The sequence below is a fragment of the Hymenobacter ginkgonis genome (genome assembly GCF_009755225.1).
Lineage (GTDB): Bacteria > Bacteroidota > Bacteroidia > Cytophagales > Hymenobacteraceae > Hymenobacter > Hymenobacter ginkgonis.
The window spans coordinates 159556-176094 of sequence record NZ_WQKZ01000001.1; the positions used below are offsets into that span (position 1 = coordinate 159556).

Annotated in this window: 12 protein-coding genes; 4 read left to right on the plus strand and 8 right to left on the minus strand. The window is 55.4% G+C overall.

Annotation, left to right across the window (positions count from 1 at the left end):
• Window positions 1-11: 11 nt before the first annotated feature.
• From carB to GO988_RS00695, 8 genes are all read right to left on the minus strand, one after another.
• Window positions 12-3239: a carbamoyl-phosphate synthase (glutamine-hydrolyzing) large subunit gene (carB, locus tag GO988_RS00660; RefSeq protein WP_157561611.1), complete on the minus strand. Its 3228-nt coding sequence runs from the start codon at window positions 3237-3239 to the stop codon at window positions 12-14.
• A 133-nt stretch (window positions 3240-3372) separates the two neighbouring features.
• Complete coding sequence (locus tag GO988_RS00665; RefSeq protein WP_157561612.1) at window positions 3373-3663, minus strand: GIY-YIG nuclease family protein; 291 nt, start codon at window positions 3661-3663, stop codon at window positions 3373-3375.
• A 1-nt stretch (window position 3664) separates the two neighbouring features.
• Window positions 3665-3958 (minus strand): hypothetical protein, encoded by a 294-nt coding sequence (locus GO988_RS00670; RefSeq protein WP_157561613.1) that lies wholly within the window; start codon window positions 3956-3958, stop codon window positions 3665-3667.
• A 94-nt stretch (window positions 3959-4052) separates the two neighbouring features.
• On the minus strand, window positions 4053-5141 hold the full coding sequence (carA, locus tag GO988_RS00675; protein ID WP_317164757.1) for a glutamine-hydrolyzing carbamoyl-phosphate synthase small subunit: 1089 nt from the start codon (window positions 5139-5141) through the stop codon (window positions 4053-4055).
• A gap of 166 nt (window positions 5142-5307) precedes the next feature.
• A complete protein-coding gene (locus tag GO988_RS00680; protein ID WP_157561614.1) occupies window positions 5308-6471 on the minus strand; it encodes an aspartate aminotransferase family protein in 1164 nt (387 codons plus the stop codon).
• A 2-nt stretch (window positions 6472-6473) separates the two neighbouring features.
• Complete coding sequence (gene argC, locus GO988_RS00685; RefSeq protein WP_157561615.1) at window positions 6474-7457, minus strand: N-acetyl-gamma-glutamyl-phosphate reductase; 984 nt, start codon at window positions 7455-7457, stop codon at window positions 6474-6476.
• A complete protein-coding gene (argG, locus tag GO988_RS00690; RefSeq protein ID WP_157561616.1) occupies window positions 7444-8637 on the minus strand; it encodes an argininosuccinate synthase in 1194 nt (397 codons plus the stop codon). The genes argC and argG overlap by 14 nt, the downstream gene beginning before the upstream one ends.
• Before the next feature lie 112 nt (window positions 8638-8749).
• The gene (locus GO988_RS00695) at window positions 8750-9361 is read right to left on the minus strand and encodes a GNAT family N-acetyltransferase (protein ID WP_198172450.1); all 612 of its coding nucleotides are present in this window, start codon (window positions 9359-9361) and stop codon (window positions 8750-8752) included.
• A 434-nt stretch (window positions 9362-9795) separates the two neighbouring features.
• Between GO988_RS00695 and argB the strand changes: the two genes are divergently transcribed.
• From argB to GO988_RS00715, 4 genes are all read left to right on the plus strand, one after another.
• Window positions 9796-10581, plus strand: a complete 786-nt coding sequence (gene argB / locus GO988_RS00700) for an acetylglutamate kinase (protein WP_157561617.1) — start codon at window positions 9796-9798, stop codon at window positions 10579-10581.
• The gene (locus tag GO988_RS00705; RefSeq protein WP_157561618.1) at window positions 10569-11648 is read left to right on the plus strand and encodes a M20 family metallo-hydrolase; all 1080 of its coding nucleotides are present in this window, start codon (window positions 10569-10571) and stop codon (window positions 11646-11648) included. Before argB ends, GO988_RS00705 begins: the two co-directional genes overlap by 13 nt.
• 9 nt (window positions 11649-11657) lie before the next feature.
• Window positions 11658-12974 carry an argininosuccinate lyase gene (argH, locus tag GO988_RS00710; protein ID WP_157561619.1) on the plus strand — a complete coding sequence of 439 codons (1317 nt, stop codon included), beginning with the start codon at window positions 11658-11660 and terminating at the stop codon, window positions 12972-12974.
• A gap of 79 nt (window positions 12975-13053) precedes the next feature.
• The gene (locus GO988_RS00715) at window positions 13054-16497 is read left to right on the plus strand and encodes a pyruvate carboxylase (RefSeq protein ID WP_157561620.1); all 3444 of its coding nucleotides are present in this window, start codon (window positions 13054-13056) and stop codon (window positions 16495-16497) included.
• The last annotated feature ends 42 nt before the right edge of the window (window positions 16498-16539 follow it).

Consider the following 16539-nt stretch of genomic DNA (forward strand, 5'->3'; position numbering starts at 1 on the left):
ATTTAAGACTGCTACTGAGCTTTATACTCGTTCCAGCTCTTGATTTTTAAGTCGCTCATTTCCAACTCGCAGAATGCATTAATAAATGCGCTCGCCAATCGCGCATTCGTCAGCAGCGGAATGCTAAAATCGACAGCCATGCGGCGAATCTTGTAGTCATTATCCAACTCGCCTTTCGTCAGGTTTTTTGGGATATTGATGACCATTTCGATTTCTTTGTTTCGCAGATAGTCGAGCACGTTGGGCTGCTGCTGGCTGTCGGGCCAGTGGAGTAAGGTAGTGTCCAGGCCGTTTTCGGCGAGAAACTTGTGCGTGCCCTCGGTGGCGTAAAGCGTGAAGCCGCGCTGGCCCAGCAGCTTCGCCACCGGCAGCAGCGTCACTTTCGAGGCGATGGGGCCACCCGAAATCAGTACCGATTTTTGGGGGATGCGGTAGCCTACCGACAACATCGATTTAAGCAGCGCCTCATCGGCGGTGTCGCCCAGGCAGCCGACCTCGCCGGTTGAGGACATATCCACGGTCAGCACCGGGTCGGCGCCGGCCAAGCGGGTGAAGGAGAACTGCGAAGCTTTGACACCCACGAAGTTAGAATCGTATACCAGCTCGCTGGCGTCGCGGTCTACGGGCACGCCCAAAAGTACTTTCGTGGCCTTCGTAATCAGGTTATTGCCCGATACTTTCGACACGAAGGGGAAGCTGCGCGAGGCGCGGATGTTGCACTCGATTACCTTCAGGTCGTTGTTTTTGCCCAGAAACTGGATGTTGAACGGCCCGCTGATTTCGTAGCGCTTGGCGATTTTCTCGGCAATGGCCTTGAGGCGGCGCACCGTCTCCACATACACCTTTTGGGGGGGGTAGTACATGGTGGCGTCGCCCGAATGCACGCCTGCAAACTCGACGTGCTCCGAGATGGCGTAGCTCACGATTTCGCCGTGGTCGGCCACCGCGTCCAGCTCGATTTCCTTGGCTTCCTCGATGAACTCCGATACCACCACTGGGTATTCGGTGCTCACTTCCTTGGCCACTTTCAGGAAGTTTTCCAGTTCTTCTTTGTTGGAAACCACGTTCATCGCCGCGCCCGAAAGCACGTAGCTCGGCCGGATGAGCACCGGGAAACCTACCTTGCCCACGAACTCAAACACACCTTCCAAGGTCGAAAGCTCGCTCCAGCGCGGCTGCGAAATCCCCAGCTCGTCCATAATCGACGAGAATTTGTGGCGGTTTTCGGCCTCGTCGATGCGCTCGGGCGAGGTGCCCAGCACCGGCACGTTTTCCTGGTGCAGGCGCATGGCGAGGTTGTTCGGAATCTGGCCGCCCGTGGAGAGAATAACCCCGCCCGGCTGCTCAAAATCCAGAATATCCATCACCCGCTCAAACGACAGCTCCTCGAAATACAGCCGGTCGCTCACGTCGTAGTCGGTCGAAACGGTTTCGGGGTTGTAGTTGATAACGATGGTTTTGTAGCCCTCGGCGGCGGCGGTTTGCACCGCGTTCACGCCGCACCAGTCAAACTCCACGCTGCTGCCGATGCGGTACACGCCCGAGCCAAGCACGGCCACCGCCTTCTCAGTTTCGGGCGCCAGGTCGTTCTCCGTGCCGTGGTAGGTGAGGTAGAGGTAGTTGGTCTTGGCCGGAAACTCCGCCGCTAGGGTATCAATCTGCTTCACTACCGGCAAAACACCCAGCTCCTTGCGGCGCTTACGTACGCGCAACTCGCTGTTGCGCAAGTCATTTTCGCCATAGAACTTGGCGGCCAACTGCATATCCGAAAAGCCTAATTTCTTGGCTTCGGCTAGTAGCGCTTTATCGGCAGACGTGCCATCACCTAGGGGTAGAAGGCGCTGGCCCATTTCAAAAATAGTGCTTAGGCGCTGCAAAAACCACAGGTCGATTTTCGTTAAATCGTGGATTTGCTGCACCGTGTATCCTAGCTCAAACGCCTGATTGATAGCGAATATGCGCTCCTCATTAGGGTCGCTCAGGAGCTTGTCTACCTGGGCATTAGTCACGGGTGCTTCGGGCCGGTTGGCTACGAAGCCGCGGCGGCCGGTGTCCAGCATCCGCAGGCCCTTCTGAATGGCTTCTTCAAACGAGCGCCCGATGGCCATTACCTCACCCACGCTCTTCATACTGCTACCAATCTGCCGGGTCACGCCGTCAAATTTGCCCAGGTCCCAGCGCGGTAGCTTCACCACCACGTAGTCGAGTGCCGGCTCAAATAGCGCGGAGGTCGTCTGCGTCACGCTGTTTTTCACCTCAAACAGCCCGTAGCCCAGCGCCAGCTTGGCCGCTACAAAAGCGAGGGGGTAGCCCGTCGCTTTCGAGGCCAGCGCCGACGAGCGCGACAAGCGCGCGTTCACCTCAATCACGCGGTAATCTTCCGACACTGGGTCGAGCGCGTACTGAATGTTGCACTCGCCCACGATGCCCAGGTGCCGAATGGTCTTGATGCCAATCTGCCGCAGCTTGTGGTACTCGCGGTTACTGAGCGTCTGCGACGGGGCCACCACGATGCTCTCGCCGGTGTGAATACCGATGGGGTCGAAGTTCTCCATGTTGCAGACCGTGATACAGTTATCATAGCAGTCGCGCACCACTTCGTACTCCACTTCCTTCCAGCCCTTCAGCGACTCTTCCACCAAAATCTGGCTCGAAGTCGCAAACGCCCGCTCGGCCAGCGCCCGCAGCTCGTCCTCGTTATCGGCAAAGCCGCTGCCCAGGCCACCCAGCGCAAACGCCGCCCGAATAATCAGCGGAAAGCCAATTTCCAGGCCCGCCGCGATGGCATCGTCCATCGTGGTAACGGCCCGACTACGGGCCGTTTTTACGTCGATTTCATTGAGTTTGTCAATGAAAATATCCCGGTCCTCGGTGTCGATAATCGACTGCACCGGCGTGCCGAGCACGCGTACGTTGTACTTCTCGAAAATATTATTCCGGTAGAGCTGCACCGCGCAGTTCAGCGCCGTTTGCCCCCCAAACGCCACCAGAATGCCGTCGGGTTTTTCCTTCTTAATTACTTCCTCGACGAAATACGGCGTGACGGGCAGAAAATACACATCATCGGCAATATTGTCCGACGTTTGCACCGTGGCAATATTGGGGTTAATCAGGATGGTCGTAATGCCTTCTTCCTTCAGCGCCTTCAGCGCCTGCGAACCGGAATAGTCAAATTCGCCCGCCTCGCCGATTTTTAGAGCGCCCGAGCCGAGAACCAGTACTTTCTTGATGTCTTTCATTGGTTGCTTAAAGCCTTCTAAGTGAGAAGGAAGCGAGTGTAAAAATTAAATAACGTTTGTAGCGCAGTAACCCCGCATCGTCATGCTGAGCGGAGCGCAGCGAAGTCGAAGCATCTCTACCGCTTCGTTGCTTTCAACCTGCCCAAGTCTCTAAATCAATTGCTTCCCAAGTGGGATTAAATGCATTAATCAGCGCGTCTTTCTTACGCCGCGTCCAGCCTTTCAATTGCTTTTCCCGCGCTATGGCTTGCGTAGCATCAAGGCATATTTCAAAATACATTAACAAATCCGTCTGATATTTTCCGCTGAATTTGTTAGCGTCACCGCGCCCACTGCTATGCTCGTAGAGCCGCCGATTGAGGTCGCTGGTAACACCGAGGTATAGCGTCGTTTTGGTCGGATTGGTCAAGATGTAGACGTACATGCTAGTAGTTTTCCAAAGAGTCGCTAGGGTCTTCTATCACAACGTTCAATTCGTCATAAGAATGGAAAATGTGATAGCCACAGTGCTCGGTGAATACGCATATTTCTTGCAATTCAGGAGCATTGATAATAAACGCATACCTGAACTCAACTTTTGATTCGTCTTCAAAATTGATGCGTACCACATTGTCACGTGGAAAGTCACCGGAACCAAGCGTCTTGTATTTACTGCCTATTGCAATTAAATGGTCTTGCAGTTTGACTTTCCAGCGTTCGGGCAAGTCATTTGGTCGCATAAGACTTTGAATTATGAGCGGACGGTCGCAACGAAGCGGTAGAGATGCTTCGACTTCGCTGCGCTCCGCTCAGCATGACGGACGGGCTCTAACGTTACTTGGTACTCTTATACGTCTCCACCGAAGCCAAAAAGTCGTCAAACAGATATTCGGTATCCACTGGCCCGCCGGCGGCTTCGGGGTGGAACTGCACGGCGAAGAACGGCTTGGTTTTGTGGCGGATGCCCTCGCAAGTGCCGTCGTTCAGGTTCTCAAACAAGCCTTCCCACTCGGCGGGCAGGTTCTTCATATCCACCGCGAAACCGTGGTTTTGCGAGGTCACGTAGCACTTGTTGGTGCCGAGCTGGCGCACAGGCTGGTTGTGGCTGCGGTGGCCGTATTTCAGCTTGTAGGTGCTGCCGCCGCAGGCCAAGCCCATGAGCTGGATGCCCAGGCAGATGCCAAAAATCGGTTTGTCGCCGGCCAGCGCGGTGCGCAGGTGGCCGATGGTTTTTTCGCAGGTGGTGGGGTCGCCGGGGCCGTTGCTTAGGAACAGGCCGTCGTAGTCGAGCTGGTTGAAATCGTAGTCCCAGGGCACACGGGTTAGCTCCACGTCGCGCTCCAGCAGGCAGCGGATGATGTTGTTTTTCACGCCGCAATCGACCAGCACGATTTTGTGCTTGCCGCTGCCGTAGTGCTTCACGCCGTCCACGCTCACCTGGGCCACGAGGTTGTCCTCGTTGGGGTCGTGCAGCGGGATGTCGTGGTCGGGCGTCACGATTTTGCCGAGCATTGCGCCTTCTTCACGCAATTTCTTGGTTAAGAAGCGGGTATCCACGTCGTAGATGCCCGGAATATCGTGCGCGGCCAGCCACTCGCTCAGGCTTTGCGAGGCGTTCCAGTGGTTGTATTCTTCTGAATAATACGACACTACGAGGCCCGAAATATGCACCTGGCTCGATTCGAGCGCACTCGAAATATCCTGCTCAATTTGCTCCATCGGCACGCCGTAGTTGCCCACCATCGGGTAGGTCAGCACCAGAATCTGGCCCCGGAAGGAAGGGTCGGTCAGGTTTTCGGGGTAGCCCGTCATGGCCGTGCTGAACACGACCTCGCCCGCCGATGCCGTGTAGGCCCCAAACGACTTGCCTTCAATTTCGGTACCGTCGGCTAATACCAGTTTTACCAGCTTCGTATTTTCCACGCTTGTTGAGTATGTGTAAAGTAGAGTGCTACTCCGTTTGTCGCTAATCGATTAATTCACAAAGCCTTTTTTACACGCTGAGCTTGCGAAATATCTTATTAGGCTTGAACGATTTGTTCTGGCGTAATAAGATGTTTCGCAAGCTCAGCATGATAGGTGATAGGCGTTAATCCTGCTCGACCACTGTGTTGTCAACCGGCACCTTGGCCGGTTCCAGCGCGTATAGCGCCTGCAAAAATAGGTCAGCCTCGGCCTTAGTGATGTTTAGGGGGGGTAGCAAACGCAGTACGTTCGGGTCGCTGGCATTGCCCACGAAGATGTGGTGCTCAAACATTAGCTTGTCACGGATTTCCTTGATGGGGAAATCGTACTTCACGCCTATCATCAGCCCGCGCCCGCGCACTACCGAGGCCTGGCTGTGGGTGCGCAGCTCCTGCATGATGTACGCGCCTAGCTCGGCCGCGTGCGCTACCAGGTTTTCCTGTTCCAAAACTTCGAGCACCGCCAGGCCCGCCGCGCAAGCCAAGTGGTTGCCGCCAAACGTAGTGCCCAGCAAGCCATACGACGCCTTAAACTCTGGCGAAATTAGCACGCCGCCAATCGGAAAGCCGTTGCCCATGCCCTTGGCCGTGGTGATAATACCCGGCCGAATGCCCGCGTGCTGATGTGCGAAAAACTCGCCGCTCCGGCCGTAGCCGCTCTGCACCTCGTCTGCAATCAGCACCACGTTGTGCGCTCCGCAGAGCAGCGACAGGCCCTGCAAGAACTCATCGGAGGGTAGAATAACACCGCCTACCCCCTGAATTGGCTCGATAATGACCGCGCAGACATCGCCACCTTGTAGCACTGCAGCTACCTCCTTCAGGTCGTATTCTACAAACGAAACGGCATGGCCTGCATTAAAGGGCGCTACGATTTTGGGGTTGTCGGTGGCGGCTACTGCGCCGGACGTACGGCCGTGAAAGGCGCCCTTGAAGGCAACCACACGGTTCTTGCCGGTGTGAAACGACGCCAGTTTCAGCGCATTCTCGTTAGCCTCGGCCCCCGAGTTGCACAGAAACAGCGTATAGTCGGGGTAGCCCGACAGCTCGCCCAGCTTCGCGGCCAACTCCTGCTGAATCGGGATTTTCACCGAGTTGGAGTAAAAGCCAATTTTGGCCACCTGCTCCTGCACGCGCTGCACGTAGTGCGGGTGGCTGTGGCCGATGGAAATCACGGCGTGGCCGCCGTAAAAATCCAGGTATTGCTGGCCGTTCTCGTCCCAAAGCGTCGCGCCGAGCGCCCGCACCGGCGTGATATCTACGAGCGGATAAACGTCGAATAAGTTCATGGCTAAAAGAAAGAGGCTTTGCTTTGCAAGCCGGCCGTTTCGGGCCAGCCAAACAGCAGGTTCATATTCTGAATGGCCTGCCCTGATGCGCCTTTCAGCAAGTTATCGAGGGCCGAGGTGATAAGCAGCTGGTCGCCGTGCTTTTCAAGGTGTAGTATACACTTGTTTGTGTTAACTACTTGTTTCAGATGGATTTCCCTCTCCGAAATCACTGTAAAAGGCGCATCGTGATAATAGTCAGAGTACAGCTTTTGTACTTCTGGTATTAAAAGTTCGCAGGTAGTATAAACTGATGCGAAGATGCCTCGTGTGAAGTTGCCCCGGTAGGGAATGAAATTAATCGCCTTTTCGAAGCCCGAATGCAAGCCCACCAGCGTCTCGCCAATCTCACCTAAGTGCTGGTGCGTGAAGGCTTTGTAAACTGACACGTTGCCCGTGCGCCAGGTGTAGCCAGTCGTCTCAACCAGGCCGCGCCCTGCGCCCGTCGAGCCAGTGATGGCCGACACGTGCACTGCGTCGTTCAGTTGCCCAGCCGCTGCCAGTGGCAATAGTGCTAGCTGAATAGCCGTAGCAAAGCAGCCTGGATTGGCAATGCTATCGGCAGTGCGAATAGTCTCGCGGTTGGCTTCCGGCAAGCCGTACACGAAGTGCCGACCTACAACCTCCCGGTCGGCGGCGAGCCGAAAGTCATTGCTTAAGTCTACTACTTTGGTAGTGGGGGGTAGGAAATTCTTCAGCAAGAACTCGCGGGAATTTCCGTGCCCTAAACACAGAAAGACCACGTCCTCATCGCCGTTCAGCTCACTCTGAAATAGAAGGTCGGTGTCGCCCAACAGGTCGTCGTGCACGCTGTATAGCGGCTGCCCAGCCTGCGTAGAGCTGACCACGGCGCCAACTTCAACCGCTGGATGGTGCAGCAGCAGCCGCACCAATTCGCCGGCTGTATAGCCGGCGCCCCCCACAATGCCGGCCTTACGCTTGCTCATCGTTCAGGCTAGCGTGAATTTTCAGTTGATTGCCGAAGATTTTGATGAAGCCACGGGCATCGCGCGAATCCCAGGCATTGTTTTCCTCGCCGTAGGTCGCCACCTTCGATTGCATCATATCGTATTTCGATTCAATGCCCAGTAGCTCAAAGTGATAAGGCCGCAACTCTACGAACACCGTACCCGACACGTGCGCCTGAGACGACGTGAGGAAGGCCTCAAAATCGCGCATCACCGGGTCGAGGTATTGCGCCTCGTGCAGCAGCGTGCCGTACCAGGTCGCCACCGGCTCCTTATGTAGCTGCTGCCAGCGCGAGAGCGTGTGCTTTTCCAGCAAGTGGTGCGCTTTGATGAGCAGCAGCGCCGCTGGAGCCTCAAAACCCACGCGGCCTTTGATACCCAGAATGGTATCGCCCACGTGCGTGTCGCGACCAATGGCATAAGCACCAGCCAATTCGTTAATCTTTTGAATGAGCGCCACGGCACCCATTTTCTCGCCATTCAGCGCCACTGGCTCGCCTTTTTCAAAGGTGATTTCCAGCTGGCTCGGCTCGGTCTTAGAAAGCTGGGTAGGGTAGGCGCTCTCTGGTAAAGCTTGGCGCGAAGTCAGCGTTTCGACGCCGCCCACGCTGGTACCCCAAATGCCCCGATTGATGGAGTACTTGGCCTTTTCCCAACTCATCTCGAAGCCCTGACTTTGCAGGTAGTCGATTTCCTGCTGGCGCGTCAATTTCTGGTCGCGGATGGGCGTAATAATCTCCACATCCGGCGCAATGACGGCGAAGGCCACGTCGAAACGGACCTGGTCGTTGCCGGCCCCGGTGCTGCCGTGCACGATATACTCGGCGTTTTCGCGCTTGGCATATTCAGCAATGGCGAGCGCCTGAAACATACGCTCTGCACTCACCGAGAGGGGGTAGGTGTCATTTTTCAACACATTGCCAAACAATAGATAGCGCAGGCAGTCGTGGTAATAGCGCTCGGTAATATCAATTACTTCGTGCTTCACCGAGCCCAACTCGTAGGCGCGCTTTTCGATAGACACCAATTCCTCGGCCGAAAAACCGCCCGAATTGACGATAACCGTGTGAATCTCCAAGTCATGTTCCTGCGAGAGGTTTACTACGCAGTACGACGTGTCGAGGCCGCCGCTGTACGCTACAATTGCCTTTTTCTTCATCTGTATGGAAAACAGAGCGATACTCCGTTTTTAAAAGAAACTAACTAGTGAAATGTATGGAAAGAGGGCGAGCATACGGGGGCATCCCTACCCCCATAATTCCTAACCAAGGCTATGCTGGCGATGCAGCCACAATTGGCAGTTTTAGGTCCTCGGCGATGCCCGACGTGTCCTCATCCATTTCGGAGGCGGGTAGGGGCGCGTTGACATCGTCGAATACCATGCCTGTGCAGAGGCACATTTTGCGCTCATTCTCGGTGAGGATGCCGAAGTTTTTGCAGCTTTTGCAGCCTTTCCAGAAGTCCTCGCTGGTTGTCAACTCCGAGAAAGTCACCGGCTTGTAGCCCAAGTCGCTGTTGATTTTCATCACGGCCAGACTGGTTGTGATACCGAAAATCTTGGCGGTAGGATATTTGGTGCGCGATAGCCGAAAAACCTCGCGCTTGATAGCGCGGCCCAAGCCATGCTTGCGTAATTCGGTATTTACAACGAGGCCCGAATTAGCCACAAACTTACCGCTTTCGAAGGTTTCAATGTAACAGAAACCCGCCAATTCACCTTCCACGAAAGCGATAACGGAGTTCCCCTGGCGCATTTTCTCGCGCACATATTCCGGGTCGCGCTTAGCGATGCCAGTGCCCCGCTGCTTGGCCGACTCGATGTACCACTGGCACAGCAGGTCCGCATAGTGCGTGTCTGCTGCCGTTGCAACCCGAATTGTCATGATTATAAAAGGGAAAGACTTAAGGGAAGAGACGCAGTTAACCGGCCCTCGCGACAAGCGAGTTAGCGGCAGAAAACCCGAAATCTATCGGTTAAGCGGCCGGGCTCTCTACTAGGATAAGCTAGCTAATACGAGAGTTGCCCGGTAAAAGCTGGCCTCACAGGCCAGCATCCGGCGGTTGAAGCCGGCTAGGGTCGTCGCAACAACGCACAGACTAGCGTGCGCACACTTTCCAAGCCCAAACGGGCCGTGGTGGAAAGCAGAGAATTGGTGCGAACCAAGTAAGTCATTGCAGAAAGCAGCCGTGGGCTAGTAAGTGAACTAGCAAACCAAGGGCCATAATGGAGCCGCAAAGGTAAAAGTTCCTACTTTTGCTTGCAATAGAAAAGGTGTTTTTTTTCGCGGTGGTAGGTAGCCTTGGCGATGAACAAATTATGAACAAGCCTGCATTAACTATATATAAAATTGGCGGCGGCATTATCGACGACACGGCCGAATTAATCAAATTCCTGGAGTTGCTGGCGCAAACTACCGGCCTTAAAATCTTGGTGCATGGTGGCGGCAAAGGTGCCAGCACGATGATGCGCGAGCTAGGCCTTACCCCCCAACTCATCAACGGGCGCCGCGTTACGGACGCCGCCACGCTGGATATTGTCACCATGTTCTATGCTGGCAAAACCAACAAGCAAGTAGTGGCCGAACTGCAACGCCTAGGTGTAAATGCCCTCGGCCTAAGCGGTGCCGATGGCAATGTTATTCAAGGTATTAAGCGGCCTGTGAAAGATGTTGACTATGGTTTTGTAGGCGACTTAACGCCGGCCAGTGTCAACGCAACCTTTATACAGCAACTCGTAACTGCTAACCTCACGCCCGTGCTGTGCCCTATTATTCACGACGGCCACGGTCAATTATTAAATACCAATGCCGATACCATCGCCTCGGCAGTAGCAGTGGCGCTGGCTGATTTTTACGAAGTAACGCTGCATTACTGCTTCGAAAAAAATGGGGTACTGCGCGATGTGAACGATGATAATTCGGTAATTCAAGAAATTAATTCAAGCAGCTACGCTGAGTTAAAACAGCAAGGAATTATTGCCGATGGAATGCTCCCTAAATTAGAAAATGCGTTTGCTGCGTTGCATCAAGGTGTTAGCCGCGTAATTATTGGCCATGCACTGCATATTCAGCGTTCGTTGCACACCGTCTTATGTCTGAATTAATTGACCGGTTGAGCGAAGATGCAATTGGTTTGTTGCAGCAATTAATTCAAATCCAATCATTTTCGCGGGAAGAATCGGGTACGGCTGATATGCTGGAAAAATTCTTGGCGCAACACGCTATCCCAGCGCAGCGCCAAGGCAATAATGTGTGGGCTCTCAGCAACGACTTTGACCCACAAAAACCCACTATCTTACTCAATTCGCACCACGACACGGTAAAGCCGGGCGTTGCCTGGACGTATCCACCATTCGGCGCAGTGTTGGAAGGTGATAAATTAACGGGCCTGGGCAGCAACGATGCTGGGGCGTCGGCCGTGAGCTTGCTCGCCGTATTTCGGTATTTTTATAACCGGCTTACGGCCTATAATTTAATTTGCGCCGTCACGGCGGAGGAAGAAATTTCGGGTGCGTATGGCATCAAAAGTATTCTGCCTAAACTGGGTAAAATTGACCTTGGTATCGTGGGCGAACCCACTGGTATGCACGCCGCGGTAGCTGAAAAAGGCTTGCTCGTACTTGATGGGGTAGCGCGGGGCCGCACCGGCCACGCCGCGCGCAACGAGGGTGAAAACGCGCTCTACAAAGCACTGGACGATGTGGCGTGGCTGCGCACGTACCAGTTTCCGCAGGTGTCCGAGTTGCTAGGCCCGGTGAAAATGACAGTGACGCAAATTAGCGCGGGCACTCAGCACAATGTAGTGCCCGACGAGTGCCGCTACGTGGTTGATATTCGTACAAATGAATGCTACTCGAACGAGGAAATTCTTGCCGAGGTACGCGCAAATGTGCAGGCTGAAATCACGCCGCGCTCCACGCATTTGCAATCATCAGGACTCAATTTAGAGCATCCGATTGTGCGTAAGGCGGTTGCAATGGGTAAAACTACTTATGGCTCGCCCACGCTATCTGACCAAGCATTGATGCGCTTTGATACGCTGAAAATGGGCCCCGGCGATAGTGCTCGTTCGCACGCGCCGGACGAGTATATTTTACTGAGCGAAATTCGCAGTGGAATTGCGGATTATATTGAACTGCTGACCGATTTCACTTTTAAATCGCAGCCTTAATTATTTGCTATGAAAATTTGGGAGAAAGGCTTTTCCGTTAACGATAAAATCGAGCAATTTACCGTTGGGCAAGACCGCGAATTAGACTTGTATTTGGCGCAGTTTGATATGCAAGCGTCGAAGGCGCAGGCGAAAATGCTGGCTAGTATCGGCCTACTATCCAAGGAAGAAGAAAGCCAGTTGCTGACGGGCTTGGACGAGTTGTTGGCGCAAGTGGAAAAGGGCACCTTTGTGATTGAGTCCGAGTTTGAGGACGTGCACTCAAAAATCGAATATTACCTGACCGATAAATTCGGCGATGCGGGTAAAAAAATCCATACTGCTCGCTCGCGCAACGACCAAGTTTTGACGGCAATTCAATTATTTATTAAGGATTATACCGAAAAAATTGGCGCCAAAATTCTCGAATTAGCCGAGGTATTATTGCAGCAGGGCGAGAAATATAAAAACGACTTGTTGCCCGGCTACACGCATTTTCAGGCAGCAATGCCAAGCAGTTTCGGGCTGTGGTTTGGGGCGTATGCCGAACACTTGCTGCTCGATATGAGCCTGCTGGAGGCGGCGCATACCGTGGCCGACCATAATCCGTTGGGCTCGGGTGCGGGTTTTGGCAGCAGCTTTGGCATCGACCGCGAGCAGACGACGCGCGAAATGGGTTTTGCCAACGTCGCTATTAGTGCGGTAGGGGCGCAGATGCTGCGTGGCAAAACGGAGAAAACTCTGGCATTTGCCATGGCGGGCGTGGCGGGCACATTAGCCAAACTCGCTTACGACTTGGTGCTATACAATAGCCAGGATTTGGGGTTTGTGGAATTGCCGAAAGAATTCACGACGGGCTCCAGCATCATGCCGCACAAGAAAAACCCCGATGTGTTTGAGCTAGTGCGCGCGCATTGCAACCGCCTGCAAGCCCTACCCAACGATATTATGCTCACCATTAGCAATCTGCCGAGCGGCTACCACCGCGACTTCCAGATTTTGAAGGAGATACTGTTTCGGCCGATGACGCAGTTTGCCAATATTCTGGATATTCTGCTGTTTGCCGTGCCGGCCCTGAAAGTAGTGTCCGGTGTGATAGACCAGCCGAAGTACGATGCTATTTTTTCGGTGGAAAATATTAATCAGCTCATTCAAAGCGGCGTGCCATTTCGGGATGCGTACAAGCAAGTAGGCCAGGCAGTAGAGGCTGGTAACTATGTGCCGCATAAGGAGTTTGCTACTACCCACTTGGGTAGTGTGCACCGGCCGGGCCTGTCCGATTTGGCAGCCCGGTTGCAGCAGGTGCGGGCGCGGTTGCCTTGGGCCGGTGCTGCAGTGGCAGAGTAGGGGAGGGGTAGGGTTTGGGTTGCTGGGACAGGCGGCGTAGTTTAGCCGCTAGTCTGTCGCCCTTGCCACCCCTACTCGTATGAAAATTACCAAGTTGCTCGTTGCTAATCGCGGCGAAATAGCGATTCGTGTGTTTCGCGCCGCCAGCGAGTTAGGCATCCCCACGATGGCCCTCTACACCTACGAGGACCGTAACTCGCTGCACCGCTACAAGGCCGATGAAGCCTACCAGATTGGCCGCGACGACGAGCCGCTGCGGCCGTACCTGGACATTGAGGGCATCATCAAGCTGGCCAAGGAAAATGGCGCCGACGCCATTCATCCGGGCTACGGGTTTTTGAGCGAAAATGCCGAGCTGGCCCGGCGTTGCCGCGCCGAAAACATCATTTTTGTGGGCCCGCGCCCCGAAGTGATGGAAGCGCTCGGCGACAAAGTAGCCGCTAAGGCCGTGGCCCTCAAGTGCGAGGTGCCGCTCATCGAAAGCAGTGAAAATGAGCTAACTGACATCGACGTGGCACTGGCCGAAGCGCACCGCATCGGCTACCCCGTGATGCTGAAGGCGGCCTCGGGCGGGGGGGGTAGGGGCATGCGCGTCATCCGCGACGATGAGCAGCTGGAAAAAGGTTTTTTTGAAGCCCGCAGTGAGGCGCAAAACGCCTTTGGCGACGACACCGTTTTCCTGGAAAAATTTGTGGAGCGGCCTAAGCACATCGAAGTGCAGCTGGTGGGCGACCAGCACGGCCACCTCACGCACCTTTATGAGCGCGATTGCTCGGTGCAGCGGCGCTTCCAAAAAGTAGTGGAGGTAGCGCCCGCCGTGGACCTTACCGAGTCGCTGCGCCAGCGCCTCTACGGCTACGCTTTGCAGATTGGCCGGGCGGTAGGCTACGACAACGTGGGCACGGTCGAGTTTTTAGTAAATCCGGAGCTGGACCGCATTTACTTTATCGAGGTCAACCCCCGCATCCAAGTCGAGCATACCGTAACGGAGATGATTACGGGCGTCGACTTGATTAAAACGCAGTTGTTCATCGCCTCGGGCTACCCCCTCGAATCGCCCGAAATCGGCTTGGGACCCGACGTGGTGGTGCCGCGCATGGGCGTGGCGGTGCAGTGCCGCATTACTACTGAGGACGCAACCAATGATTTCAAGCCCGACTACGGCACCATTGTGGCCTACCGCTCGGCGGGCGGCTTTGGCATTCGGCTCGACCAGGGCTCGGTGTACCAGGGCGCCATTATTTCGCCGTTTTTCGATTCGCTGCTGGTGAAAGTGTCGGCGCACGCGCCTACGCTAGCCAGTGCGGCCCAAAAAATGCTGCGCACGCTCGACGAGTTTCGGGTGCGGGGAGTGAAAACGAATATGCAATTTTTGCAGAATATCGTGCGTAACCCCGAGTTTCAGGCGGGCCACGCAACCGTCGATTTCATCAAGGACCATCCCGAGCTGCTGCAATTTAAAACCCGGCTCGACCGCGCCACGCGCATTCTCAACTACCTCGGCGAGATTGTGGTGAACGGCAACCCCGACGTAGCCGGCCGCGTGGACGAGCGCCGCCAAGTGCGCAAAGCGCCGCTGCCCGCCGCCGACCTCAGCCTACCCCCCGCCGAGGGTACCAAGCAAAAACTGCAGGCCCTAGGGCCCGAAAAATTTGCCGAGTGGCTGCGCCAGGAACCGTACATTCACTATACCGACACCACGCTGCGCGACGCCCACCAGAGCCTGCTGGCCACGCGTATGCGCACCATCGACATGCTGAAAGTGGCCGGCCGCTACGCCCGCCAGCACCCCCAAACATTCTCGCTCGAAGTGTGGGGCGGCGCCACGTTCGACGTAGCGCTACGTTTTCTGCACGAAGACCCGTGGGCGCGGCTAACGCGGCTGCGCGAGGCGGTGCCCAATATCTTGCTGCAAATGCTCATTCGCGGGGCCAATGGGGTAGGCTACAAGGCTTATCCGGATAACCTAACGGAGAAATTTGTGGCTACGGCCAGCGAAAAAGGCGTGGATATTTTCCGCATTTTCGATTCGCTCAACTGGATGAAGGGCATGGAATCGTGCCTCAATTTCGTGCGCAAGCAAACGCCGGGGCTCGCCGAAGGCAGCATCTGCTACACCGGCGATATTCTTGACCCAAGCCGGCCCAAATACAACCTGGCTTATTACCTCACGCTGGCCAAGCAGCTCGAAGATGCCGGCGCGCATATCCTCTGCATCAAGGATATGGCGGGTTTGCTGAAGCCCTACGCCGCCGCCGAGCTGATACCCGCCCTGCGCGAAACCGTCAAAATTCCCATTCACCTGCACACCCACGACACGAGCAGCCTGCAAGCTGCTACCTACCTCAAGGCCGTGGAGGCGGGCGTAAATGTGATTGATGTGGCGCTGGGCGGCCTTTCGGGCCTCACTTCGCAGCCCAATTTTAACGCGGTGGTTGAGATGCTGCGCCACTCGCCGCGCCACCGCGAGTTCGACCAGGCCAGCCTTAATCAGTTTAGCGATTACTGGGAGGCGCTGCGCGAGCAATACTATCCCTTCGAATCGGGCCTGCTGGCGGGCACCGCCGAAGTGTACGAGCACGAGATTCCGGGCGGGCAATATTCTAACCTGCGGCCGCAGGCGGCGGCATTGGGTTTGCTCGACAAGTTTGAGGAAGTGAAGCAGCGTTTTCACGATGCCAACCAGTTACTGGGTGATATTCCGAAGGTGACGCCTTCGTCTAAGGTCGTCGGCGACTTGTCGCTGTTCATGGTTTCTAACGACCTCACGCCCGAGGAGGTCATCAGCAAGGGCGAGACGCTGAACTTCCCCGAGTCGGTGCGCGAGCTGCTGCGCGGTGATATTGGCCAGCCACTGGGCGGCTGGCCGGCCGATATCCAGCACGCCGTGCTGCGCGACGAAAAGCCATTCACTGACCGGCCAGGCGAGCACCTCGCCCCCATTGATTTCGACCAGGAATGGGCAGAATTTGAGAAAACGCACCCCTACGCGCAGTTCACCGATTTGCTTTCTAGCCTGCTCTACCCCAAGGTGTTCGCCGATTACTGGGCCTTCCGGCAGAGCTACGGCGACGTGAGCCGCATTCCTACCCCCGTCTTTTTCTTTGGGTTAAAAGAGGGCGAGGAAACCATCATTGAAATCGCGCGCGGCAAGTCGATTATTATCCGGCTCCAGTCCATCGGCCCGGTGAATGAGGAGGGAATGCGCACGATGTTCTTCGCGCTCAACGGCCAAACCCGCAACCTCGAAGTGCGCGACCAAAGCGTGGCCGTTAAAACGGTGCACAATGCCAAAGCCGACCGCGCCAACACCAAGCAAATTGCGGCCCCGCTGCAAGGCTTACTTAGCAAAATGCTGGTACAACCCGGCCAGCAGGTGCCACGCAATGCGCCGCTGTTCGTTATCGAGGCTATGAAAATGGAAACCACCGTTACGGCGCCCGAAGACCTCACGGTGGCCAGCATCACACTCGGCGAGGGCACCCGGGTGCAAGCCGACGACTTAGTGCTGACGGTGGGGTAGGGGGGTAGAAAAACGACGTTTGACGGTACTAAGAAATTTCTC

Coding starts and splice junctions, on each gene's coding strand:
- carB (WP_157561611.1), bottom strand. CDS start 3,239: ATGAAAGACATCAAGAAAGTACTGGTTCTCGGCTCGGGCGCTCTAAAA.
- GO988_RS00665 (WP_157561612.1), bottom strand. CDS start 3,663: ATGTACGTCTACATCTTGACCAATCCGACCAAAACGACGCTATACCTC.
- GO988_RS00670 (WP_157561613.1), bottom strand. CDS start 3,958: ATGCGACCAAATGACTTGCCCGAACGCTGGAAAGTCAAACTGCAAGAC.
- GO988_RS00680 (WP_157561614.1), bottom strand. CDS start 6,471: ATGAACTTATTCGACGTTTATCCGCTCGTAGATATCACGCCGGTGCGG.
- argC (WP_157561615.1), bottom strand. CDS start 7,457: ATGAGCAAGCGTAAGGCCGGCATTGTGGGGGGCGCCGGCTATACAGCC.
- argG (WP_157561616.1), bottom strand. CDS start 8,637: ATGAAGAAAAAGGCAATTGTAGCGTACAGCGGCGGCCTCGACACGTCG.
- GO988_RS00695 (WP_198172450.1), bottom strand. CDS start 9,361: ATGACAATTCGGGTTGCAACGGCAGCAGACACGCACTATGCGGACCTG.
- argB (WP_157561617.1), top strand. CDS start 9,796: ATGAACAAGCCTGCATTAACTATATATAAAATTGGCGGCGGCATTATC.
- GO988_RS00705 (WP_157561618.1), top strand. CDS start 10,569: ATGTCTGAATTAATTGACCGGTTGAGCGAAGATGCAATTGGTTTGTTG.
- argH (WP_157561619.1), top strand. CDS start 11,658: ATGAAAATTTGGGAGAAAGGCTTTTCCGTTAACGATAAAATCGAGCAA.
- GO988_RS00715 (WP_157561620.1), top strand. CDS start 13,054: ATGAAAATTACCAAGTTGCTCGTTGCTAATCGCGGCGAAATAGCGATT.